Origin of the sequence: Rathayibacter sp. AY1F2, from assembly GCF_002930885.1 — a bacterium.
Classification (GTDB): domain Bacteria; phylum Actinomycetota; class Actinomycetes; order Actinomycetales; family Microbacteriaceae; genus Rathayibacter.
Window position 1 is genome coordinate 97,728 of the sequence record NZ_PSVG01000005.1, and the last position, 21,510, is coordinate 119,237.

Consider the following 21,510-nt stretch of genomic DNA (forward strand, 5'->3'; position numbering starts at 1 on the left):
CCCACGAGGCCCGCAGACCACCCCCGGAAGGAAACCATGAGCACCACTCCCACCCCCATCGGCCGCGTCCTGATCACCGGAGGAGCCTCCGGGCTCGGTGCGGCCGTCGCCGCCGCGGTCGCCGCCGCCGGCGGCACCCCGATCGTGCTCGACCGCGACGTCTCGTCGGTGAAGGAGGGCGTCGCCGCCTACCAGGTCGACGTCGCGAAGACCCGCGAGGCCGAGAAGGCGGTCGTCGAGATCGCCCGCGAGCACGGCGGGCTCGACGCCGTCGTGACCGCGGCCGGCATCGACCGCTGCGGCCGCCTCGTCGACGTGGAGCCGGAGGAGTGGGAGCGCGTCATCTCCGTCAACCTCCTCGGCACCGCGGCCGTCGTCCGGGCGGCGCTGCCCTTCCTCACCGAGACCCACGGCCGCGTCGTCACCGTCGCCTCCTCGCTCGCGATCAAGGCCGTCTCGGACGCGACCGCGTACTGCGCCTCGAAGTTCGGCGTGCTCGGCTTCACCCGCGCGCTCGCGGCCGAGACCAAGGGCGAGATCGGAGTGACCACGCTGATCCCGTCGGGCATGAAGACGCGCTTCTTCGACGACCGCGACGAGCAGTACAAGCCGGGCCCGGACGCGCTGCTGAACGACCCGGAGAACGTGGCGAACGCCGTCATGTTCGTCCTCGGCCAGCCGCGCGGCTGCGAGGTCCGCGAGCTCGTCATCACGCACGAGGAGGAGCCGTCCTGGCCGTGATCCGCTGATCCGGGCGCGCCCCGGATCCCCCTCCGCGAGACGCCGCCTCGGTTCGCACGCCCCGGCGCGTCGCGTACCGAGGTGGCGTCTCGCGGTTCAGCGGGTGGAGGCGAGCACCCCGCGGACGTCCTCGAGCACGGCCTCGACGCGCACGTCGCCGACGAACGTGACGTCGTGCTCGCAGCGCGGAGCGGTCCAACCGACCTGCGTGGCGTCGCGCCCGCAGACCGGGCAGTGCGTGGTCCAGCTCAGCTGCACCCGGTGGCGCTGCCGCCCGAGGGCCGCGGCGTTGATCGCGTTGCCCACCCAGAAGATCCCGACCGTCGGAGCGCCGACCGCGGCGGCGAGATGGCGGGGTCCGGAGTCGTTGCCGAGCACGAGGTCGGCGAGCGAGAGCAGCGGAGCGAGGTCCGGGAGGTCCACGACGCCCGCCCAGGAGACCGCTCCCGGCGCTCCGGCGACGATCTCGTCGGCGGCGGGCACGTCCGAGGCGTCGCCCACCACCAGCACGCGCGCGCCGTCCGCCAGCAGCTCCGTCGCCACGGCGGCGAAGGAGGCGGCGGGCCAGCGGCGGCGGGGATCGGTCGCGCCGGGGTGGATCAGCACCAGCGGTCCGCCCGCGGGCAGCGCCGCGGCGAGGCGGTCCCGCCGCTCCGGATCCACGGCGAGCGCCGGCTCGAGGCGTGTCGCGGGCGCTCCTGCCAGCCCGACGATCTCGAGCGCCCGCAGCATCTCGTGCTGGTAGTAGACGTAGGGGATCGTGCGCTCGAGCTCCGCGGCGTCGTCGGTGCGCGACCCGACCGTGTGGCGCGCGCCGAGGCGCTGGAGGAACGGGTTGGAGTAGCGCCCGCCGCCGTGCAGCTGCACGGCCAGGTCGAAGCGGCGCGCGCGCATCCGCTCGGTGAAGTCCTCGACGACCCGGGGGTCCTCCCCCTCTCCGTCGCGGACGCCCTGCGCCACCGGCAGGATCTCGACGTCGGCGATCGGCGACTCGACGCCCGTCAGCAGGACCCGGTGCGCGGGCGTCCCGAGCAGGGTGATATCGGCTCCCGGGTAGGCGGCCGCGAGGGCGTCGACGGCGGGCAGCGCGAACAGCAGGTCGCCGAGTCCGCCGCCGCGCAGGACGGCGATCCTCTCGACTCCGGCGAAGGGCTCTCGGAGGGGGGCGATGGCGACCACGACGGGTTCCTCTCAGGTGCGGAGGGCGCGCGGGCGCCGCTCCGGGGACGGTGCACTCCTCCACTTCCCCGCCGGGACCGATCCGAAACCGGATCGGCGGCGAGCCCTCGTCGCCGATCCGGGGGCGGATTCCCGAGGCGGCGTGTCTAGGCGCGCACCACCCGGGTACCGGACGGATGCGTCCGCCACTCCGCGGGCGCCCCCGACCGAGAGGTGACCGTGACCATCGACATCACGACCCCCGCCACGACCGCCGCCGACGCCGTCCGCCGCGCGCGGACCGCGTTCCCCGCGTGGGCCGCCACCGCGCCCGCCGAGCGCGGCGCCCTGCTCCGTGCCGCCGCCCACCGCGTGGCCGAGCGCGAGCAGGAGCTCGCCGACCTCAACACGCAGGAGACGGGCAAGCCCGCCGGCGACGCCCTGGGCGGCGTCCGCGCCGGTGTCGACACGCTGCTCCAGTACGCCGAGCTCGGCCCGCTGCACCGCGGGAGGAGCCTGCGCGGAGGGGCGCTCAACGTCGATCTCGCCCTGCCGCACCCGCGCGGTGTCGTGCTCGCCCTCACTCCGTGGAACGACCCGGTCGCCGTCGCTGCGGGCCTCCTGGGCGCCGCGATCGTCTCCGGTGACGTCGTCGTGCACAAGCCGAGCGAGCGCAGTCCGGGCACGGGCGCCCTCTTCACGAGCATCCTCGCCGAGGCGCTGCCCGAGGGCGTGCTGACCCTGGTCGAGGGCGACGGGGCGGTCGGCGACGAGCTGGCGCGCACCGAGGGCGTCGACGTCCTCGCCCACGTCGGCTCGACCGCCACCGGCCGCGCGCTCGCCCGGGTCGCCGCCGTCACCGGCGCGCACGTGATCCTCGAGAACGGCGGCAACGACGCGCTCGTCGTCGACCGCGACGTCGATCCGGTCTGGGCCGCCGAGCAGGCCGCGCTGGGCGCCTTCGCCAACGCCGGCCAGATCTGCACCTCCGTCGAGCGGATCTACGTGCACCGCGACATCGCCGAGGCGTTCACGGCGGCGCTGGTCGCCGAGGCCGACCGCTGGAGCGCGGGCCCGCTCCCCCGCCTCGTCGACGCCCGCATGCGCGACGCCGTCCACGAGCACGTCACGGAGGCGCTCGGCAGCGGCGCGCGCGCCCTCACCGGCGGCACTCCCGGGGACGGCACCTTCTACCCCGCGACCGTCCTGGCCGACTGCACCGAGTCGATGCTGGTGATGACGGAGGAGACCTTCGGGCCCGTCGCGCCGATCCGCGTCGTCGACTCCTTCGACGAGGGCCTGGACCTGGCCGCCGCGAGCCCCTACGGCCTGGCCGCCTCGATCCTCACCGCCGACATGGAGCACGCTCACCGCGCCGCGGCGACGCTGCCGGTCGGCACAGTCAAGGTCAACGGCGTCTTCGGAGGAGCGCCGGGCGGCAGCGCCCAGCCCCGCGGAGCATCCGGCTCCGGCTTCGGCTACGGCCCGGAGCTGCTCGACGAGATGACCACCACCACGGTCGTGCACTTCGGCCTGCCCGTCCTGCCGGGAGGCGCGCGATGAGCCTCGAGGGCTCGGCGCTCCAGCGGGCGAGCGCCCTCCTGGCGCACGTCCACGAGCGCCCACCGGTCGTCGCCGTGATCGGGGACCTCATCCTCGACTCCTGGTGGCTCGGCGAGGCGGAGCGCGTCACGCGGGAGGCGCCCGCGCCGGTCCTGCGGCTCGAGGACGTCGTCGACGTCGCGGGCGGGGCCGCCAACACCGCCGCCAACCTGCGCGCGCTGGGCGCCGTCGTCCGCACGGTCGGTGTGGCCGGACGCGACTCCGAGGGCGACCGGCTCGTGCGCGCCCTCGACCGGGCCGGCCTGGACACCTCCCGGGTCGTCCGCACCGGCGCCGCGACGACGATCAAGACCCGCGTGGTCGGCGGCGACAGCGTGATGCTGCGCGTCGACTCCGGCCCGCACCGCCCGGCCGACGACGAGCTGGCCCTGCTCGCCGGTGCCGCCGCCGAGGCCGCCGCGGGCGCCGACGCCGTCCTGGTCTGCGACTACGGCTCGGGGATCCTCCGCGAGGCCGTCGAGCGCCTGCTCGCCGTCGAGCGCCCCGGCCTCCTCGTGGTCGACGCGCACGAGCTCTCCGACTGGGCCTTCGCCCGGCCGGACCTCGTCACTCCGAACGCCAAGGAGGCGGAGCGGCTGCTCGGCGGCTCCCTCGGCCGCGGGACGGAGCGGGCTGCCGCCGTGCGCGACGCGGCGGACGACCTGCGCGCCCGCTCGGGCGCCCGGCACGTCGTGGTCACCCTCGACCGGGACGGCTCCACCGCGCTCGACGCCGACGGCACGGTCAGCCGCACCTTCGCTCAGCCCGCGGAGGAGAAGCAGGCGTCCGGCGCCGGAGACACCTTCGCCGCGACCGCCACCCTCGCCCTCGCCGCCGGCCGCTCCCTCGCCACCGCCGTCGATCTGGCGCAGGCCGCCGCCGACGTGGTCGTGCAGCGCCCCGGCACCTCCGTCTGCTCGGGCGACGACCTGCTCGCCTCCCTCGCCGCTCCCGGCGCCGTCGTGCTCGGCGAGGACGCCCTCGTCGAGGTCCTCGCGGAGCAGTCGCACCGCGGTCGCCGCGTGGTGTTCACCAACGGCTGCTTCGACGTCCTGCACCGCGGCCACACGGCGTATCTCCGCCAGGCCCGCGAGCTCGGCGACGTGCTCGTGGTCGCGGTGAACGACGACGACTCCGTCCGGCGGCTGAAGGGCGAAGGACGGCCGATCAACCCGGAGGGCGACCGCGCGGGCGTGATCGCCGAGCTGGGCTGCGTCGACTACGTGACTCTCTTCGGCGGAGACACCCCCATCCCGCTGCTCGAGCGCGTGCAGCCCGACGTCTACGTGAAGGGCGGGGACTACAACCCCGACATGCTCGCGGAGGCGGCCGTCGTCCGCTCCTACGGGGGCGTCGTCACCACGGTCGGCTACGTCTCGGAGCACTCCACGACCGAGATGGTCCAGCGCATCCGATCGGCCGCGCCGTGACCAGCCGCCGGTGGTCCGGGCGCTGGGGGGTCCCGGAGGCTCCCCGGCAGCCGCTGATCGACGTACTGGTGCCGACGGTCGGCCGCCGTGCCGAGCTCGCCGCCACGCTCGCCGGACTCGCCGCCCAGGACGACCCGCCCTTCCGCGTGATCGTGAGCGACCAGTCCGACGACGCGGTCGCCGAGAGCGACCCGACGATCCTCGCGATGCTGCGCGTGCTGGAGGCGCAGGGCCGGGCTCCGGTGGTGCGCCGGCACCTGCCCCGGCGCGGGCTCGCGGAGCAGAGGCACTACCTCCTCTCCCTCGCCACCGCCCCGGCCGTCCTCTTCCTCGACGACGACGTGTGGCTCGAGCCGGGCACGCTCTCGCGGCTGCACGAGGCCCTCGAGCGCCTCGACTGCGGCTTCGTCGGCTCCGCGGTGCAGGGCCTGTCCTACCTCGAGGACGTGCGCCCGCACGAGACCGAGTCGTTCGAGACCTGGGAGGAGCGCGTGGAGCCCGAGCGGGTGCGGCGCGGAACCCCGGAGTTCGAGCGCTGGCCGCTGCACAACGCGGCGAATCTCACGCACGTCGCCGCCCGCCTCGACGTCCCGGAGGGCGCCTGGCGCGCGTACCGGGTCGCCTGGCTGGGCGCGTGCGTCCTCTACCGCCGCGACGCCCTCCTGGCCGTCGGCGGCTTCGACTTCTGGGAGCAGCTGCCCCCGGAGCACAGCGGTGAGGACGTCGCCGCGCAGTGGCGCGTCATGGAGCGCTTCGGCGGCGCGGGCCTCGTGCCCAGCGGCGCCGTGCACCTCGAGACGCCCACGACGGTCACCGACCGGCGCGTCGACGCCTTCGACCGGCTCTTCGCCGAAGAGCACTCGTAACACTCAGCAAGGCGACGAAAGGACAGCACGATGGACGCACCCAACCCGATCCAGATCCAGAAGTACCTCTCGGGCATCGACTACCCCGCCTCGAAGGACACGATCGTCGAGACCGCGGAGAAGGAGGGCGCGGACGGCGACGTCCTCGAGGCCCTCCGTGCGATCCCGGACGGCGACTACGAGAAGCCCACCGACGTGAGCTCGGCCGTCTCGAAGGTCTGACCCCTCCGCGGGACGCCGCTCCGGTGCACGGCACGCCGTGCCTGCCGTACCGGAGCGGCGTCCCGCGAGCGGCGATCGGCCGGCGCGGAGAGCCGGGGTCAGGCGGAGGCGTGCTCGTGCTCGCGCAGGACGCCGGACTCGAGCGCCTGGAACGACAGCACCTTGTAGCCCTCGGACTCGAAGAAGATCGTCGCCCGGTCGGCCTCCACGCTCATCACGGTGCCGGCGCCCCACTCGCGGTGCTCCACCGACTCGTCGACGCTCAGAGGGGCGTCCACGGGCGCCTCGACGGTCTCTCCGCTCGCCTCGTGCCGCTCGCAGCCGTCGCAGTTGCCGCACCACTCGGCCGACTCCACGCCGAAGTAGTCCAGCAGGACTCGGCGGCGGCACTGGCTGGTCTCCGCGTACGCGCGCATCATCGACAGGCGCGACTCCGCGATCCGCTCGCGGGAGGCCAGAGCCTCCTTCACCGCGTGCACGGCCTCGTCGCCGGAGGCCTCGCGCGTCCCGCGCAGACCGGAGCCGGTCTCCACCAGCCCCGCGTCCGCGAGATCGTTGACGATCCGGGCGATCGTGCGGGCCGGCTTCCCCAGCTCCTTCGCGAGAGCCGCGGAGTCGAGCCCCGGCTGCTCCGAGACGGCCGCCCAGATCACGCGCAGCGCGGCCTTGTCGACCGAGCGCTTGGCGAAGAAGCGGCGGAGACCCAGATCCTCGGCGCGGTAGTGCAGCGCGCCCGTCGCCGGCTCGCCGTCGCGGCCCGCGCGGCCGATCTCCTGGTAGTACGCGTCGAGCGACTCGGTGGTCGTCGCGTGCAGCACGAAGCGGACGTCGGCCCGGTCGATGCCCATCCCGAAGGCCGAGGTCGCGACGACGACGTCGAGCTCGCCAGCGCGCCACTGCTCGTGCACGACCTTGCGCTCGGACACCTTGAGTCCGGCGTGGTACGCCGCGACCCGGCGCCCCTCCGCCGCGATGTCGGCCGCGTAGGCCTCCGTCTCCTTGCGGGTGGCGACGTAGACCAGGCCCGGAGCCGTCCAGCTGCGGGCCTCCTCGACCACGGCGGCGCGCTTCTCGTTCTCGCTCTCGTGGCGGTGCACCACCAGCCGGATCTCCGGACGGTCGACGCCGTGCACCTGGATCTCGGGGTCGGTCATCCGGAGGCGCTCGATGATCTCGTCGCGCACCGGCCCGGAGGCGGTGGCGGTCATCGCGAGCACCGGCGGGTCTCCGAGCTCGCCGCGCACATCGGCCAGGCGGAGGTAGTCGGGGCGGAAGTCGTGGCCCCAGGAGGAGACGCAGTGCGCCTCGTCGACGACCAGGAGCGACACTCCCGCGGCCGCCAGACGCGCCACGTTCTCGGGCTTGGCGAGCTGCTCGGGCGCCAGGAGCACGTAGAGCGGGCCGCCCTCGTCGATCCGGTCCCAGGCGCGGGCGACGGCCGCGGCGCCCTGGGAGGAGTTGATCGCGACGGCGGGCGGGGCCGCCGGAGCCGCCTCGATCGCGGCGAGCTGGTCGGCCTGCAGGGCGACGAGCGGGGAGACGACCAGGACGACGCCGCCGCGCTCGGCTCCGGCGATCTGGTAGACCGCGGACTTGCCGCCGCCCGTCGCCAGCACCAGCAGCGTGTCGCGCCCGGAGGCGGCCGACTCGATCGCCTCGCGCTGACCGGGGAGCAGCGACGACCAGCCGAAGTCCTCCCGGGCGATGCGGCTGACGGAGTCGGTGCGGGAGGAGTTCATAGCTCGACGCTACGACCAGACGGCCCCGGAGGCAGTCCGCTTGACAGCGCCGGGGAGCACGGTGAAGGCGCGTCGCCCGGCCTCACGGCCCGCCTCTGCCCCCTCGCCCCCGCGCTGTCAACGTCCTGCGGAGGGGCCCGTCGCGTGCTGGGCTGGAGCCCCGACGAGAGGAGCCGACATGGCCGACCAGAACGTGAACGAGGACCTTCCCGGATCCGGCGGCGACGCCGCCCCGAACACCGGCGGCGCGCAGACGGTGCTGCCCGGCGAGGACGCGGCCGACGCCTCCGCCGCGGGGGCCGCTCCCGGGGGCACCGCGATCGACCGCGGTGTCACGGACGCCGTGACCGACGGCGACAGCGGAGGGGACACCGTCTCCGGCGACGCCGACCTGCCGGACGAGACCGAGGGCGCGGTCGGCAGCGACCCGGCGAGCGCCGACTGACGTCCCGCTCGGACGCGTCCGGCCCGCCGGATCCGAGGATCCTTGCGGGCCGGAGGCGCTCGTCCCTCCGCGCAGGAGGGCCCGGGCTCAGCGCCGGACGACCACCGGGTTGAACAGCGTGCCGATGCCCTCGACGTCCACCGCGACGGTGTCCCCGTTCGCGATCGGCCCGACGCCGGCAGGCGTCCCGGTGAGGATCACGTCCCCGGGGAGCAGCGTGAAGATGCGCGAGACGTAGGCCACGAGCTCGGGCACCCCGTGGATCATGTCGCCGGTGCTGCCCGACTGCTGCACGCGCCCGTTGACGCGGGTCTCGATCGCGCTCTCGTTCCAGACGAACTCGGTCTCGATGACCGGTCCGAGCGGGCAGAAGGTGTCGTAGCCCTTCGCCCGCGCCCACTGGCCGTCGGAGCGCTGGAGGTCGCGTGCGGTGACGTCGTTGGCGATCGTGTACCCGAAGACCACGTCCTCGTAGTCCTCCGCGCGGACGTTGCGGGCCACGGCGCCGATCACGATCGCCAGCTCGCCCTCGAACTCCACCTGCTGGCTGTCCTCGGGGAGGACGATCGCCTCGTCCGGGCCGATGACCGACGTGTTCGGCTTGAGGAACACCAGCGGCTCCGCCGGGGCGTCGCCGCCCATCTCGGCCGCGTGGTCGGCGTAGTTCTTCCCGATGCCGACGATCTTGGAGCGCGGGATCACCGGCGCGAGGAGCTTCGCCTCCGCGATCGGGATGCGCTCCCCCGTGGTGTCGAACCCGGCGAACATCGGGTCGCCGGCGAGCACGACCAGGTCGTCCTCGTCCACGATCCCGAAGTGGATCGCTCCCCCGTTGTCCCCGTCGCGCTGCGTGGCGAATCGTGCGATCTTCATGCGTCCAGCCTCGTCATCCATCCGTGCGTGTCCTCGCGGCGTCCGTACTGGATGCCGGTCAGCTCCTCGCGGAGCGACATCGTGAGCTCCCCGGCGGGCGCGCTCTCGCGGCCGACGGAGAAGCCCTCGCCCTTGAGCTCGGCGATCGGGGTGATCACGGCGGCGGTCCCGCAGGCGAACACCTCGACCACGTCGCCGGAGGCCACTCCGTCGCGCCATTCGTCGATGCTCACGCGGCGCCGCTCGACGCGGTGGCCGCGGTCCTCGGCGAGCTGCAGGACGCTGTCGCGCGTGATGCCCTCGAGGATCGAGTCCGATTCCGGGGTGACCAGCGTGCCGTCCTTCTTCACCAGCACCACGTTCATGCCGCCGAGCTCCTCGATCCACTGCGACTCCTGCGAGTCGAGGAAGAGGACCTGCGCGCAGCCGTGGCTGTAGGCCTCCTGCTGCGGGAGGAGGGAGGAGGCGTAGTTGCCACCCGTCTTCGCCGCTCCCGTGCCGCCCTTGCCCGCCCGGGCGTAGGAGGTGGAGAGCCAGATCGACACGGGGGCGACGCCGCCCGAGAAGTAGGCGCCGGCGGGGCTGGCGATCACGTAGTAGCCGACGTCCTCGGCCGCGCGCACGCCGAGGAACGCCTCCTGCGCGAACATGAACGGGCGCAGGTAGAGGCTGGTCTCCGGCTCCGAGGGGACCCAGTCGCCGTCGACCGCGATCAGCTGCCGCAGCGACTCGACGAAGAGGTCCGTCGGGAGCTCCGGCAGCGCGAGACGGCGGGCCGAGCGCTGCAGGCGGCGCGCGTTCGCCTCCGGGCGGAAGGTCCAGACGGAGCCGTCCTCGTGGCGGTAGGCCTTCATCCCCTCGAAGATCTCCTGCGCGTAGTGCAGGACGGCGGCGGCGGGGTCGAGCGCGAGCGGGCCGTAGGGCTCGACGCGGGCGCTGTGCCAGCCGTCCGCGCGGGTCCAGCGGAGGCCGACCATGTGGTCGGTGAAGTGCATGCCGAAGCCGGGGTTCGCGAGGATCCGGGCGCGCTCCTCGGCGGAGCGGGGCGCGGGGGCGGCGGTCACCTCGAACGCGAGGTCGGCGGGGGCGGAGTCGGTGCTCATCGTGGTGGTGTCCTTCTGCGGGGGATCAGCGGAGGCGGGCGACGACGGAGTCGCCGATCGCGGCCGTGGAGCGCGGGGTGCCGTCGCGCGACTCGATGTCGGCGGTCACGGCCGCGGTGACGCGGGCGGCCTCGTCGCTCCGGCCGAGGTGGTCCAGCAGCATCGCGGCCGAGAGGATCGCGGCGGTCGGGTCGGCGAGCTGCCGTCCTGCGATGTCGGGCGCGGATCCGTGGACCGGCTCGAACATGCTGGGGAACGCGCCGTCGGGGTTGATGTTGCCCGAGGCCGCGAGTCCGATGCCGCCGCTGATCGCGCCGGCCAGATCGGTCAGGATGTCGCCGAAGAGGTTGTCGGTGACGATGACGTCGAACCTAGCAGGGTCGGTCACGAGGAAGATCGTGGCGGCGTCCACGTGGAGGTAGTCGACGGCCACGTCCTCGAAGGCGGCCCCCACCTCGTCGACGATCCGCTTCCAGAGCGAGCCGGAGAAGACGAGGACGTTCGTCTTGTGGACGAGCGTCAGCCGGGAGCGGCGCGTGCGGGCGAGCTCGAACGCGTGTCGGACGACGCGCTCGACCCCGTAGGCGGTGTTGACCGACACCTCGTTGGCGACCTCGTGCGGGGTGCCCTGCCGGATCGAGCCGCCGGTACCGACGTAGGGCCCCTCCGTGCCCTCGCGGACGACCACGAAGTCGACCTCGCCGGGAGCCGCGAGCGGCGAGGGGACGCCCGCGTAGAGACGGGTCGGCCGCAGGTTGACGTAGTGGTCGAGCTCGAAGCGCAGCCGCAGGAGCAGCCCGCGCTCGATGTTCGCGTCCCGGAGGCGCGGGTCCCCCGGTGCTCCGCCGACGGCGCCCAGGAGGATCGCGTCGTGCCCCGCGATCGCCGCGAGGTCCTCGTCGGTGAGGACGTCGCCGGTCTCGAGGTAGCGGGCGGCGCCGAGCGAGAAGGTGGTCGTCTCGAGCACCAGGTCGGAGTCGGCGGTGACGGCGTCGAGGACCTTGACGGCCTCGGCGGTCACCTCGGGCCCGATCCCGTCTCCGGGGATGACGGCGAGCTTCACGGTGCGGGGCATGGCGGTCCTCAGGCGTACGGGGTCGGAGTCCCCCCAGCGTACTCGCGGCCCGCCCGCGCCGCGGTCCGGGGCACGCGCCCCCCGTCGGGCTGGCGAGGGCCGTCCGGGAGGCGCTGCGCGTCCCGGGCGGCCTCCCTCGGGAGGAGAGGAGGAGCGTCAGCTCCGGCGGAGGCGCCAGGCGCCGACCGCGGCGGCGGCCAGCACGAGGACGACACCGAGCCAGGCCGACCAGCCGACGCCCGAGTCGAACGCCGCGCTCGCCGACGCGACGAGGCTCGCGGCGGAGTCGGCGGGCAGCTCGCCGGCGACCGAGACGGCGCCGCCGAGGGTCTCCCCGGCCCGCTGCGCCTGCGCGGCGTCGAGGCCCTCGGGCAGCACGACTCCCCCGCGGTACACGGCGGTGAGGACCGTGCCGAGCGTCGCGGTGCCGAGGACGGCACCGAGCTCGTAGGCGGTCTCGGAGACGGCGGAGGCCGCACCGGCCTTGTCGGCGGGCGCGTTGGCCAGGATCAGCTCGTTCGACACCGTCTCGGCCGCACCGATGCCCAGGCCGAGGAACGCGAAGGCGACGGCGACGGTGAGCGCGGACGCTCCTCCGGGCGCCCCGCTGCCGAGGGCCAGCAGGATGTACCCGACGGCCGAGACCAGCAGTCCGGCCGGGACGACGAGGCGCGGAGCGACGCGGCGCGCGATCGGCACCACGCCGAGCCCGGCCAGGATCATCACGGCGAGGCCCGGCACGAGCACGAGGCCCGCCTCCAGGGGCGAGAGCCCGACCACGAGCTGCAGGTGCTGCGAGAGGAAGAAGAGCCCGCCGACCAGCGCGGTGACGCTGAGGAGGTTGACCACGATCGCCGCACTGAACGAGCCGCGGCGGAAGAGCGAGAGATCGAGCATCGGCGAGGCCCGGCGCTGCTGGCGGCGGACGAACAGAACTCCCGAGACGACGCCCACGACGAGCGCCGCGACGCCGACCGCGTCGATCCCGTGCTCGGCGAAGGACTTCACCGCGTAGACGACCGGCGCCATGGTCGCCAGCGACAGCAGGATGCTGACCACGTCGACCGGGCCGGGCTGCGGGTCGCGCGACTCCGGCACCAGGATCGGCACCAGGACGACCAGCGGGAGCAGCACGGGCACCGCGAGCAGGAACACCGACCCCCAGGGGAAGTGCTCGAGCAGCACGCCGCCGACCAGCGGGCCGATGCCCGAGCCCACGGCGAAGCCGGTCGCCCAGATCGCGATCGCGAGGCGGCGCTGGTCGCGGTCGGGGAAGACGCTGCGCAGGAGCGAGAGCGTCGAGGGCATCAGCATCGCGCCGAAGAAGCCCAGTGCCGCGCGGGCGCCGATGAGCGCCGCGGCGGTGGGAGCGAACGCGGCCACGACCGAGACGGCGGCGAAGCCGACCGCGCCGACCAGCAGGAGGCGCCGCCGCCCGACGCGGTCGCCGAGACTGCCCATCGCCACCAGCAGGCCCGCGAGCACCAGCGGGTAGGCGTCGACGATCCACAGCAGCTCGGTGCCGGAGGGGCCCAGATCCTCGGCGATCGAGGGGAGCGCGAAGTTCAGCACCGTGTTGTCGACCGAGACCAGCAGCACCGGGAGCATCAGCACCGCGAGCGCCACCCAGGCGCGTCGCCCGACCCGGTCGGCGGCGCCGGCGGTGTCGTGGGTGGAGACGGGAGCGGTGCGCGCGGACACGGGGACGACCTTTCAGAGGAGAACGGAGAGAGTATACCGTCCAGCCGGTACAGTCGCCACTGATCCGCCGTAGGATGGTCGCCGTGCCTCCTGCCCCCGCCCGCGACCGCGTCCTCGACGCGTTCGAGCAGCTCCTCATCGAGCAGGGCGAGCGCGCCGCGACCCTCGACGCCGTCGCCCGCGAGGCCGGAGTCTCCAAGGGCGGGCTGCTCTACCACTTCCCCTCGAAGGACGCCCTCGTCGACGGGCTCCTGCAGCGCCTCGACGCGCGGCGGGAGGCGGACGTCGCGCAGAGCCTCGCCGCTCCCGAGGGCGTGGTCGCCTACCTGCTGCGCACCTCCTTCGCCGCCGACTCGGCCTTCGACCGCACGATCCTCGCCGTGTCGCGCATCGCGCAGGGGCACGACGAGCGCGCCAGCGGCGGCCTCGCGCGGATCCACGACAGCTGGAACGAGGTGGTCGCCGACGCCGTGGGCGACCCGCTCGTCGCCCGGGCGATCGTCCTGATGAGCGACGGGCTCTACTACAACTCCGCCCTGCTCCCCACGGGCTCGCCGTCGCGCGGCGAGGCCGAGGACGTCCTCGCGGTCGTCCAGCGCCTCCTCGGGAGCTGAGTCGCGCCGCCCCGGCGGACCCGCTACAGCTCGACGACCCCGTCGATCAGGGTCACCGTCGCGCCGCCGATCCAGATCGCGCCGTCCGTGCTCTCGACGCGCACGCGCCCGGCTCGGCCCAGCTCCGCGCCCTGGGCCGCGGTGTAGCGCTCGGGCAGCACGCCGCTGCCGATCAGCCACTGGGCGATCCCCGCATTGAGGCTCCCCGTCACCGGGTCCTCGGACACACCGGCGTCGGGGATGAACGCCCGCACCTCGACCGCGCACTCGCCTCCCGCCGGATGCTCGCCCACGACGCCGACGGGGAGCCCGGCGAGGAGAGCCTGGTCCGGCCGCAGCGCGAGGACCTGCTCCGCCGACGCGAGCCGCACGGCCAGCCAGCCGGGACCGTTGTCGACCCACTCGTGGTCGAGGATCTCCGCGCGCGGGATCCGCAGAGCCGCAGCCACCCGCTCGAGCGTCGCCTCGTCGACCGGCCCGGTCCGCCGGCGGGGCGGGGCGGCGAAGGCGATGCCCTCCTCCGTCACCCTCAGCCGGACGAGACCCGCGGCGCACTCCTGCACGAGCTCCCCCGCCGCGCGGGCCGTCCCTCCGGCCGCGAGCCAGGCGTGCGCGCTCCCGAGGGTCGGGTGCCCGGCGAAGGGCAGCTCCCCGCCCGGCGTGAAGATCCGCAGCCGATAGTCGGCCGCGGGGTCGCTCGGGCGGAGGAGGAAGGTCGTCTCGGAGAGGTTCGTCCAGCGCGCGAACTCCGCCATCGCGGCGTCGCCCACGCCGTCGCCGTCGACGACGACCGCCACCGGGTTGCCCCGGAACGGCGCGGCGCCGAAGACGTCGACCTGAGCGAACCGCCGCGTGCTCACTGCTCGGTGATGTCGATCTCCTGCATGAGGTCGGCGTCGATCGCGACGCGGACCTTCTCGAGCAGGCCGTCGGGGGCGGGAGAGTCGATGGTGATCACCGAGAGCGCCTTGCCGCCCGCCTCGGTGCGCGCGATCTGCATGCCCGCGATGTTGACCGCGGCGTCGCCGAACTCGCGGCCGTAGACCGCGACGATCCCGGGGCGGTCGACGTAGCTCATGACGACGAGGTGCTTCGCGAGGGGGACCTCGACGTCGTAGCCGTTGATCGCCACGATCTTCTCGACCTGCTTGGTGCCGGTCAGCGTGCCCGAGACCGAGATCTGCGAGCCGTCCGAGAGCGCGCCGCGCAGCGTGATCACGTTGCGGTACTCGTCCGAGACCGGCTCCGTGATCAGGCGCACCTCGATGCCGCGCTGCTCCGCGAGCACCGGCGCGTTGACGTAGGACACCGTCTCCGAGACCACGTTGGTGAACACGCCCTTGAGAGCCGCCAGCTTGAGGACCTTCACGTCGTAGCCGGCGAGCTCGCCGCGCACCTCGACGTCGATGGAGGTGACCGGCGAGTCCGCGAGGCCCGAGAAGACCTGGCCGAGCTTCTCGACCAGCGGGATGCCGGGGCGCACGTACTCGTCGATCACGCCGCCGGCGACGTTCACGGCGTCCGGCACGAGCTCACCCGAGAGCGCGAGGCGCACCGAGCGGGCGACCGAGACGCCGGCTTTCTCCTGCGCCTCGTCGGTCGAGGCCCCGAGGTGCGGAGTGACGACCACGTTCTCGAGGGCGAGCAGCGGCGATCCGGTCGGCGGCTCCTTCACGAACACGTCGAGTCCGGCGCCGGCGATGGTCTTCGCGACGAGCGCGCGGTGCAGCGCGTCCTCGTCGATGAGGCCGCCGCGGGCCACGTTCACGATGAACGCCGACGGCTTCATCAGCGCCAGCTGATCGTCCGAGATCATGCCCGTCGTCTCGGGGGTCCTCGGCATGTGGATCGTGATGAAGTCGCTCTCGGCCAGCAGCTCCTCCAGGGAGAGGAGCGTGACGCCGAGCTGCTGCGCGCGGGCGCTGGTCACGTAGGGGTCGTAGGCGACGACGTTCACACCGAAGGCCTGCAGGCGCGCGGTGATCAGCGCGCCGATGCGGCCGAGGCCGATGATGCCGACGGTCTTCTCGTAGAGCTCGACGCCCGTGTACTTCGAGCGCTTCCAGAGGCCCTGCGCGAGCGCGCTGTGCGCGGCGGGGATGTGGCGGGCGAGGCTCAGGATGTGGCCGACGGTGAGCTCGGCGGCCGAGATGATGTTCGAGGTCGGCGCGTTCACGACCATGACGCCCGCGGCGGTCGCGGCGGTGATGTCGACGTTGTCCAGGCCCACACCGGCGCGGGCGATCACCTGGAGCGAGGGGGCCGCGGCGATCGCCTCCGCGTCGACCTGCGTCGCGGAGCGCACGAGGATCGCGTGCGCCGTGGCGAGGGCCTCGAGCAGCGCCGGGCGGTCGGTGCCGTCCACGGAGCGGATCTCGAAGTCGGGACCGAGCGCGTCCACGGTGGCGGGCGAGAGTTCTTCGGCGATCAGGACGACCGGCTTTGTCACGAGAGGCGCTTCCTTCGGAGAGGGGACGGAGCGGGCACCGAGGCGGGGGCGTCGGCAGCCCCCCGTCACTGTAGCGGAGGGGTGCGCGCGCCCCGCGCCGTGTGACGCCGCCGGTCAGCTCAGCGAGACCAGGCTCTCGACGCCGAGGACGAGCTGCACGTCGAGCGAGAGCGCCGCCGAGAGGCAGAGGGCCGCCGCGAGCAGTCCGACGCGCGCCGGGAGTCCCCGGCGGCGGCCGAGCAGGACGGCGGCGACGAAGCAGGCGACCGGCAGCACCAGGCCGAGCAGGAGCACCGCCCAGCCCGTCGGATCCAGGTCGGTGCCGAGGGAGGCCGCGTAGCTGCGCAGGCCGATCAGGTTGCCGACCGCCTCCCAGACGTCCCAGGCGAAGAAGAGCGCGAACACCACGGCGACGAGGACGGAAGCGGCCAGGCGACGGCCGGGCCGGTCGCGCCGGCCGGTCCCGCCGAGGGTGGCCCGGGTCGAGTCGGTCATCAGGCCCCCTTCAGGAACGGCAGCGGAGCGAGGAGGACGAGTCCGGCGACCAGCCAGAGCACGCGGGTGCGCACCCGGGAGTCGCGGGTGGCGAGGAGCACCACGGCGAACCACACCGGCGGCGCCAGGACCGCCAGCCAGAGCCCGAGCGAGTAGAGGGCGCCGCCGAGCGCATCGCCCGCGAAGCCGGCCGCGGCGACCGGCGACTGCCGCGTCGCCGTGATCGCCCAGGCGATGGCGTACAGGAGGTAGAGGCCGGCCGCGATGCCCGCCGCGATCAGTAGAGCGGACGAGGACGCGGCCTCGTCGTCGGGGTCCTCGACCTCGGAGTCGTCGTCGTCCGAGCCGTCGTCCGCCGGGCCCGCCCCCGCGACCGTGCGGGGCGTCCGGCGCACGCGCGCCGTCCCCGCGGCGAGCGTCGGGTCCGCGCCCTCGCCCGCCCACTCCAGGGCCTCGTCGTCCGCGTCGTCCTCCGGGACGGCGTCCGGCCCGCGGTCCGCCGGCGGGGTCGCCGCGTCGTCGTCCTCCGGGGAGCGGCCCGGTCCACCATCGATCACCGCAACACCCTAGCCGCGCGCACCTCGCAGGAGGCTCGGAGCCCGCCGCCGCCTCCCCGACACCCGGCGGACACCCCGCGTCCTCCCCCGGGGGCGAGGCTGAGCGGATGGACGACCGCCGCCGCCGCTTCGTCGCCCTCGGCGACTCCTTCACGGAGGGGGTCGGCGACCCGCACCCGCGCCTGCCGAACGGGGTGCGCGGCTGGGCCGACCGCGTCGCCGAGCGCCTGGCGAAGGCCGAGCCGGGCTGGGAGTACGCGAATCTCGCCGTCCGCTCGAAGCGCCTCGCCCAGATCACCGAGGACCAGCTCGCGCCCGCCCTCGCGCTCCGCCCCACCCTGATCACGCTGTACGCCGGCGGCAACGACATCCTCGACCTCGGCACCGACACCGTCGATCTGATCACCCGCTACGAGGCGCTCGTCGACGCGCTCGCGACCACCGGCGCCTCCCTCGTGCTCTTCACCGGCGTCGACATCCCGGGACTGCCCGCCCCGCGGATGTTCCTGCGCCGCAACCACCTCTACAACAGCGCCGTCCGCCGGATCGCCCGCGAGCGGGGCGCGATCCTCGTCGACTACTGGGCGATGCGGGAGTTCCACTCCCCCGTGCTCTGGTCGCCCGACCGGATGCACCTCTCCAAGCGCGGCCACCGCGTCCTGGCCGGCCGCGTGCTCGACACGCTCGGCGTGCATCACACGATCTCGACCGGGCCCTGGGACGCCCCCGAGCCGCTCCGCCTCCGCGCACGGCTGCGCGAGCAGCGCCGCTGGGCCGCCGACTGGGTCCTCCCCCTCGTCGGCCGCAAGCTGCGCCGGGTCACGCTCGGCGACCACCTCTCGCCCCGGTGGCCGGACCCCGTCCTCGTCCCGCCGAAGGGCGGTCTCCGCCGTCTCGTCCGCGAGCTCGAGCGGTAGTCGCGCCCCGGACGCGGAGGAGCCCCGGCCCGGCGAGGGGATCCCGGTGGACGGGTCCCTCGTCGGGCCGGGGCTCCCCCGGTCGACGCGGTGCGACTAGCGCGCGACGCTGCCGTCGGTGTAGTCCTCGTCGGTCTGCTTCCAGGCGAAGAGCTTGCGCAGCTCGCGGCCGGTCTCCTCGATCGGGTGCTTCTCGCCCTTGGCGCGCAGCTCCTGGAACTCGGGTCCGCCCGCGTCCTGGTCGCCGATGAAGCGCTTCGCGAAGGCGCCGCTCTGGATGTCGCCGAGGACGGCCTTCATGTTCTCCTTCACGCGCGGGTCGATGACGCGCGGGCCGGAGACGTAGTCGCCGTACTCGGCGGTGTCGGAGACGCTCCAGCGCTGCTTGGCGATGCCGCCCTCCCACATGAGGTCGACGATGAGCTTGAGCTCGTGCAGCACCTCGAAGTAGGCGATCTCGGGCTGGTAGCCGGCCTCGACGAGGGTCTCGAAGCCGTACTGGACGAGCTGCGAGGTGCCGCCGCAGAGCACGGCCTGCTCGCCGAACAGGTCGGTCTCGGTCTCCTCGGTGAAGGTGGTCTTGATGACGCCGGCGCGGGTGCCGCCGATGGCCTTCGCGTAGGACTTCGCGGTCTCCCAGGCGGTGCCGGTCGCGTCGTTCTCGACGGCGATGATGTCCGGGATGCCGCGGCCGGCGACGAACTCGCGGCGCACGGTGTGGCCGGGGGCCTTCGGCGCGATGAGGATGACGTCGACGCCCGCGGGCGCCTCGATGTAGCCGAAGCGGATGTTGAAGCCGTGCGCGAAGGCGAGGGTCTTGCCCTCGGTCAGCGCGGAGGCGATCTGCTCGCTGTAGATCGCGCGCTGGTGCTGGTCCGGCGCGAGGATCATGATCAGGTCGGCCCAGGCCGCGGCGTCGGCGACGCTCTTGACCTCGAAGCCGTCGTCCTCGGCCTTGGCGGTCGACTTCGACCCCTCCTTCAGCGCGATGACGACCTGGACGCCGGAGTCGCGGAGGTTCTGCGCATGCGCGTGGCCCTGCGAGCCGTAGCCGACGATCGCGACCTTCTTGGACTGGATGATGGAGAGGTCGGCGTCGGCGTCGTAGATGAGCTCGGTCACGTGGTGAGTCCTTTTCTGTAGTGGAGAGTTCGCGGTCAGTTCTTGAAGACGCGCTCGGTGATCGACTTGGAGCCGCGCCCGATGGCGAGCAGGCCCGACTGCGCGATCTCCTTGATGCCGTAGGGCTCGATCACCCGCAGGAACGCGTTGGTCTTGCCGGTGTCGCCGGTGACCTCGATCACCAGGGCGTCCGTCGCGACGTCGACCACGCGGGCGCGGAAGAGCGTGACGGCCTCGAGCACCTGCGATCGCGTGACGTTGTCGACGCGGACCTTGACGAGCAGGTGCTCGCGCTGGACCGACTGGTCGGTGTCGAGCTCGACGATCTTGATCACGTTGACGAGCTTGTTGAGCTGCTTCGTGACCTGCTCGAGCGGCAGGTCCTCGACGTCCACGGCGACCGTGATGCGCGAGAGCCCGGCCAGCTCGGTCGGACCGACCGCCAGCGACTCGATGTTGAAGCCGCGGCGGGCGAACAGCCCGGCGACACGGGTGAGCAGTCCCGGCTTGTCCTCGACGAGCAGGGAGAGAACGTGGTGCGTCATGCGGGTCTACTCCTCGTCGTCCCAGGTCGGGCTGTGGTCTCGGGCGTACTGGACGTAGCTGTTGGAGACGCCCTGCGGGACCATCGGCCAGACCATGGAGTCGCGGCTGACGACGAAGTCGATCACCACGGGCCGGTCGTTGGTGGCGATGGCGAGGCGGATGGCGTCGTCGATCTCCTCCGGCTTCGTGACGCGGATGCCGAGCGCGCCGTAGGCGTCGGCGAGCTTCACGAAGTCGGGCACCCGGACGGTGTCGTGACCCGTGTTGAGGTCGGTGTTGGAGTAGCGGCCCTCGTAGAACAGGGTCTGCCACTGGCGCACCATGCCGAGCGAGGAGTTGTTGATCACCGCGACCTTGATCGGGATGTCGTTGATCGTGCAGGTGGCGAGCTCCTGATTGGTCATCTGGAAGCAGCCGTCGCCGTCGATCGCCCACACGGTGCGCTCGGGCTCGCCGACCTTGGCGCCCATCGCCGCGGGCACGGAGTAGCCCATGGTGCCGGCGCCGCCGGAGTTCAGCCACGAGTTGGGGCGCTCGTACTTGATGAACTGCGCCGCCCACATCTGGTGCTGGCCGACGCCGGAGGCGAAGACGCCCTCGGGGCCGGTGATCTCGCCGATGCGCTTGATGACGTACTGCGGCGAGAGCAGGCCGTCGTTCGGCTCGGTGTAGCCGAGCGGGAACTCCGTCTGCAGGCCCTTGAGGTAGCTCCACCACTCGGAGGTGTCGGCGCGGCCGTCGGCGGAGGCCTTGGCGAACGCGTCGGTGAGGTCCGGGAGGACGTCCTTGAGGTCGCCCACGATCGGCACGTCGGCGGTGCGGATCTTGGAGATCTCGGCCGGGTCGATGTCGACGTGCACGACCTTGGCGTGGGGCGCGAAGAGCGCCGCCTTGCCGGTCACGCGGTCGTCGAAGCGCGAGCCCAGCGCGAGGATCAGGTCCGCCTCCTGCAGCGCGAGCACCGCGGGGACGGTGCCGTGCATGCCGGGCATGCCCAGGTGCTGCTCGTGCGAGTCCGGGAACGCTCCGCGCGCCATCAGCGTGGTCACCACGGGGGCGCCGCAGGCCTCGGCGAACGCCTTCAGCTCGGCGGCCGCGCGGGCGCGGATGATGCCGCCGCCCACGTAGAGCACCGGCTTCCGCGACTCGACCAGCAGCTGGGCCGCGGCCTGGATCTGCTTGCCGTGGGCCTTCGTGACCGGACGGTAGCCGGGCAGGTCGATCTTCGGCGGCCAGAGGAACGGCGCCTGGTCCTGCTGCGCGTCCTTCGTGATGTCGACCAGCACGGGGCCGGGGCGGCCGGTGGTGGCGATCAGCGCGGCGGAGGCGAGGGCCGAGGGGATGTCCTCGGGACGCGTCACGAGGATGGAGTGCTTCGTGATCGGCATCGTGATGCCGACGATGTCCGCCTCCTGGAACGCGTCGGTCCCCATGAGCGTCGAGAACACCTGGCCGGTGATCGCGAGCATCGGGACGGAGTCCATGTAGGCGTCCGCGATCGCGGTGACCAGGTTGGTCGCTCCGGGGCCCGAGGTCGCGATGCAGACGCCGAGCCTGCCGGTCGCCGAGGCGTAGCCCTCGGCGGCGTGGCCGGCGCCCTGCTCGTGGCGGACCAGGATGTGCCGGATCTTCGAGGAGTCCATCAGCGGGTCGTAGACCGGGAGGATCGCGCCGCCGGGCAGGCCGAAGACGTCCTCGATCCCGAGCATCTCGAGCGAGCGGACGACCGCCTGCGCTCCGGTGAGGACCTCGGCCGCGGGGGCGGCCCCGGGAGCGGAGGCGGGTCGGGGTGGCTGGGGCGTCGGTGCGGGCTGCACGGCGGACGGATCCGGAGTCATGCGGGTGTCGATTCCTT

The 21,510-nt window shown here is 73.5% G+C and carries 21 protein-coding genes; 8 read left to right on the forward strand and 13 right to left on the reverse strand.

The window, feature by feature from the left end:
* The first annotated feature begins 36 nt into the window (after window positions 1-36).
* Complete coding sequence (locus C5C54_RS05985) at window positions 37-741, forward strand: SDR family oxidoreductase (RefSeq protein ID WP_104233229.1); 705 nt, start codon at window positions 37-39, stop codon at window positions 739-741.
* A 96-nt stretch (window positions 742-837) separates the two neighbouring features.
* On the opposite strand, the gene C5C54_RS05990 is transcribed toward C5C54_RS05985, so the two are convergent.
* Window positions 838-1,920, reverse strand: coding sequence for a glycosyltransferase family 9 protein (locus C5C54_RS05990; RefSeq protein WP_104287962.1), 1,083 nt, complete (start codon window positions 1,918-1,920; stop codon window positions 838-840).
* A 219-nt stretch (window positions 1,921-2,139) separates the two neighbouring features.
* Here C5C54_RS05990 and C5C54_RS05995 point away from each other — a divergent pair, with 219 nt between their 5' ends.
* Genes C5C54_RS05995 through C5C54_RS06010 form a run of 4 tightly spaced genes read left to right on the forward strand, consistent with a single transcriptional unit; the run spans window position 2,140 to window position 6,019 of the window.
* The gene (locus C5C54_RS05995) at window positions 2,140-3,462 is read left to right on the forward strand and encodes an aldehyde dehydrogenase (protein WP_258063235.1); all 1,323 of its coding nucleotides are present in this window, start codon (window positions 2,140-2,142) and stop codon (window positions 3,460-3,462) included.
* On the forward strand, window positions 3,459-4,931 hold the full coding sequence (rfaE2, locus tag C5C54_RS06000; protein ID WP_104272735.1) for a D-glycero-beta-D-manno-heptose 1-phosphate adenylyltransferase: 1,473 nt from the start codon (window positions 3,459-3,461) through the stop codon (window positions 4,929-4,931). Before C5C54_RS05995 ends, rfaE2 begins: the two co-directional genes overlap by 4 nt.
* Window positions 4,928-5,797, forward strand: a complete 870-nt coding sequence (locus C5C54_RS06005; protein WP_219812158.1) for a glycosyltransferase family A protein — start codon at window positions 4,928-4,930, stop codon at window positions 5,795-5,797. The genes rfaE2 and C5C54_RS06005 overlap by 4 nt, the downstream gene beginning before the upstream one ends.
* A gap of 30 nt (window positions 5,798-5,827) precedes the next feature.
* Entirely contained in the window at window positions 5,828-6,019 is a 192-nt protein-coding gene (locus tag C5C54_RS06010; protein ID WP_104223528.1) for a DUF2795 domain-containing protein, read from the forward strand.
* A 98-nt stretch (window positions 6,020-6,117) separates the two neighbouring features.
* On the opposite strand, the gene C5C54_RS06015 is transcribed toward C5C54_RS06010, so the two are convergent.
* Window positions 6,118-7,758, reverse strand: a complete 1,641-nt coding sequence (locus C5C54_RS06015; protein ID WP_104247444.1) for a RecQ family ATP-dependent DNA helicase — start codon at window positions 7,756-7,758, stop codon at window positions 6,118-6,120.
* 178 nt (window positions 7,759-7,936) lie between these two features.
* On the opposite strand from C5C54_RS06015, the gene C5C54_RS06020 reads away from it, so the two are divergent.
* The gene (locus C5C54_RS06020) at window positions 7,937-8,203 is read left to right on the forward strand and encodes a hypothetical protein (protein WP_104247445.1); all 267 of its coding nucleotides are present in this window, start codon (window positions 7,937-7,939) and stop codon (window positions 8,201-8,203) included.
* Between the two features lie 87 nt (window positions 8,204-8,290).
* Here C5C54_RS06020 and C5C54_RS06025 read toward each other — a convergent pair whose 3' ends face one another.
* The 4 genes from C5C54_RS06025 to C5C54_RS06040 all read right to left on the reverse strand — a co-directional run bounded on the left by C5C54_RS06025 (window position 8,291) and on the right by C5C54_RS06040 (window position 12,955).
* Window positions 8,291-9,076, reverse strand: coding sequence for a fumarylacetoacetate hydrolase family protein (locus C5C54_RS06025; RefSeq protein WP_104247446.1), 786 nt, complete (start codon window positions 9,074-9,076; stop codon window positions 8,291-8,293).
* Window positions 9,073-10,179, reverse strand: a complete 1,107-nt coding sequence (locus C5C54_RS06030; RefSeq protein ID WP_104247447.1) for a branched-chain amino acid aminotransferase — start codon at window positions 10,177-10,179, stop codon at window positions 9,073-9,075. Before C5C54_RS06030 ends, C5C54_RS06025 begins: the two co-directional genes overlap by 4 nt.
* A gap of 25 nt (window positions 10,180-10,204) precedes the next feature.
* Window positions 10,205-11,254 carry a 3-isopropylmalate dehydrogenase gene (locus C5C54_RS06035; protein ID WP_104223533.1) on the reverse strand — a complete coding sequence of 350 codons (1,050 nt, stop codon included), beginning with the start codon at window positions 11,252-11,254 and terminating at the stop codon, window positions 10,205-10,207.
* 156 nt (window positions 11,255-11,410) lie between these two features.
* A complete protein-coding gene (locus C5C54_RS06040) occupies window positions 11,411-12,955 on the reverse strand; it encodes an MFS transporter (protein WP_258059394.1) in 1,545 nt (514 codons plus the stop codon).
* Window positions 12,956-13,029: 74 nt separating this feature from the next.
* Here C5C54_RS06040 and C5C54_RS06045 point away from each other — a divergent pair, with 74 nt between their 5' ends.
* A complete protein-coding gene (locus C5C54_RS06045) occupies window positions 13,030-13,569 on the forward strand; it encodes a TetR/AcrR family transcriptional regulator (protein ID WP_104239274.1) in 540 nt (179 codons plus the stop codon).
* 23 nt (window positions 13,570-13,592) lie between these two features.
* On the opposite strand, the gene C5C54_RS06050 is transcribed toward C5C54_RS06045, so the two are convergent.
* The 4 genes from C5C54_RS06050 to C5C54_RS06065 all read right to left on the reverse strand — a co-directional run bounded on the left by C5C54_RS06050 (window position 13,593) and on the right by C5C54_RS06065 (window position 17,070).
* Window positions 13,593-14,429, reverse strand: a complete 837-nt coding sequence (locus C5C54_RS06050) for a PhzF family phenazine biosynthesis protein (protein WP_104250145.1) — start codon at window positions 14,427-14,429, stop codon at window positions 13,593-13,595.
* A complete protein-coding gene (gene serA / locus C5C54_RS06055; RefSeq protein WP_104223535.1) occupies window positions 14,426-16,018 on the reverse strand; it encodes a phosphoglycerate dehydrogenase in 1,593 nt (530 codons plus the stop codon). The genes C5C54_RS06050 and serA overlap by 4 nt, the downstream gene beginning before the upstream one ends.
* A 114-nt stretch (window positions 16,019-16,132) precedes the next feature.
* Complete coding sequence (locus tag C5C54_RS06060; RefSeq protein WP_104223536.1) at window positions 16,133-16,513, reverse strand: hypothetical protein; 381 nt, start codon at window positions 16,511-16,513, stop codon at window positions 16,133-16,135.
* A complete protein-coding gene (locus C5C54_RS06065; protein ID WP_104247449.1) occupies window positions 16,513-17,070 on the reverse strand; it encodes a DNA polymerase III subunit gamma/tau in 558 nt (185 codons plus the stop codon). Before C5C54_RS06065 ends, C5C54_RS06060 begins: the two co-directional genes overlap by 1 nt.
* A gap of 107 nt (window positions 17,071-17,177) precedes the next feature.
* Here C5C54_RS06065 and C5C54_RS06070 point away from each other — a divergent pair, with 107 nt between their 5' ends.
* Window positions 17,178-17,987 (forward strand): SGNH/GDSL hydrolase family protein, encoded by an 810-nt coding sequence (locus C5C54_RS06070; protein ID WP_104226248.1) that lies wholly within the window; start codon window positions 17,178-17,180, stop codon window positions 17,985-17,987.
* A gap of 96 nt (window positions 17,988-18,083) precedes the next feature.
* Here the strand turns inward: C5C54_RS06070 and ilvC are convergent, their stop codons facing one another.
* The 3 genes from ilvC to C5C54_RS06085 are packed head-to-tail and all read right to left on the reverse strand — an operon-like array spanning window position 18,084 to window position 21,493.
* Window positions 18,084-19,109: a ketol-acid reductoisomerase gene (gene ilvC, locus C5C54_RS06075; protein WP_104223539.1), complete on the reverse strand. Its 1,026-nt coding sequence runs from the start codon at window positions 19,107-19,109 to the stop codon at window positions 18,084-18,086.
* A gap of 35 nt (window positions 19,110-19,144) precedes the next feature.
* Complete coding sequence (ilvN, locus tag C5C54_RS06080) at window positions 19,145-19,654, reverse strand: acetolactate synthase small subunit (RefSeq protein ID WP_104223540.1); 510 nt, start codon at window positions 19,652-19,654, stop codon at window positions 19,145-19,147.
* Between the two features lie 6 nt (window positions 19,655-19,660).
* Window positions 19,661-21,493 carry an acetolactate synthase large subunit gene (locus C5C54_RS06085; protein WP_104268713.1) on the reverse strand — a complete coding sequence of 611 codons (1,833 nt, stop codon included), beginning with the start codon at window positions 21,491-21,493 and terminating at the stop codon, window positions 19,661-19,663.
* Between the last annotated feature and the right edge of the window lie 17 nt (window positions 21,494-21,510).

Bases quoted from the DNA above. Each gene is read 5' to 3' on its own strand.
- C5C54_RS06010 (WP_104223528.1), top strand. From the start codon at position 5,828: ATGGACGCACCCAACCCGATCCAGATCCAGAAGTACCTCTCGGGCATC.
- C5C54_RS06015 (WP_104247444.1), bottom strand. From the start codon at position 7,758: ATGAACTCCTCCCGCACCGACTCCGTCAGCCGCATCGCCCGGGAGGAC.
- C5C54_RS06045 (WP_104239274.1), top strand. From the start codon at position 13,030: ATGGTCGCCGTGCCTCCTGCCCCCGCCCGCGACCGCGTCCTCGACGCG.
- C5C54_RS06070 (WP_104226248.1), top strand. From the start codon at position 17,178: ATGGACGACCGCCGCCGCCGCTTCGTCGCCCTCGGCGACTCCTTCACG.
- C5C54_RS06060 (WP_104223536.1), bottom strand. From the start codon at position 16,513: ATGACCGACTCGACCCGGGCCACCCTCGGCGGGACCGGCCGGCGCGAC.
- ilvN (WP_104223540.1), bottom strand. From the start codon at position 19,654: ATGACGCACCACGTTCTCTCCCTGCTCGTCGAGGACAAGCCGGGACTG.
- C5C54_RS06085 (WP_104268713.1), bottom strand. From the start codon at position 21,493: ATGACTCCGGATCCGTCCGCCGTGCAGCCCGCACCGACGCCCCAGCCA.
- C5C54_RS05985 (WP_104233229.1), top strand. From the start codon at position 37: ATGAGCACCACTCCCACCCCCATCGGCCGCGTCCTGATCACCGGAGGA.
- C5C54_RS06020 (WP_104247445.1), top strand. From the start codon at position 7,937: ATGGCCGACCAGAACGTGAACGAGGACCTTCCCGGATCCGGCGGCGAC.
- rfaE2 (WP_104272735.1), top strand. From the start codon at position 3,459: ATGAGCCTCGAGGGCTCGGCGCTCCAGCGGGCGAGCGCCCTCCTGGCG.
- C5C54_RS06035 (WP_104223533.1), bottom strand. From the start codon at position 11,254: ATGCCCCGCACCGTGAAGCTCGCCGTCATCCCCGGAGACGGGATCGGG.
- C5C54_RS06030 (WP_104247447.1), bottom strand. From the start codon at position 10,179: ATGAGCACCGACTCCGCCCCCGCCGACCTCGCGTTCGAGGTGACCGCC.
- C5C54_RS06025 (WP_104247446.1), bottom strand. From the start codon at position 9,076: ATGAAGATCGCACGATTCGCCACGCAGCGCGACGGGGACAACGGGGGA.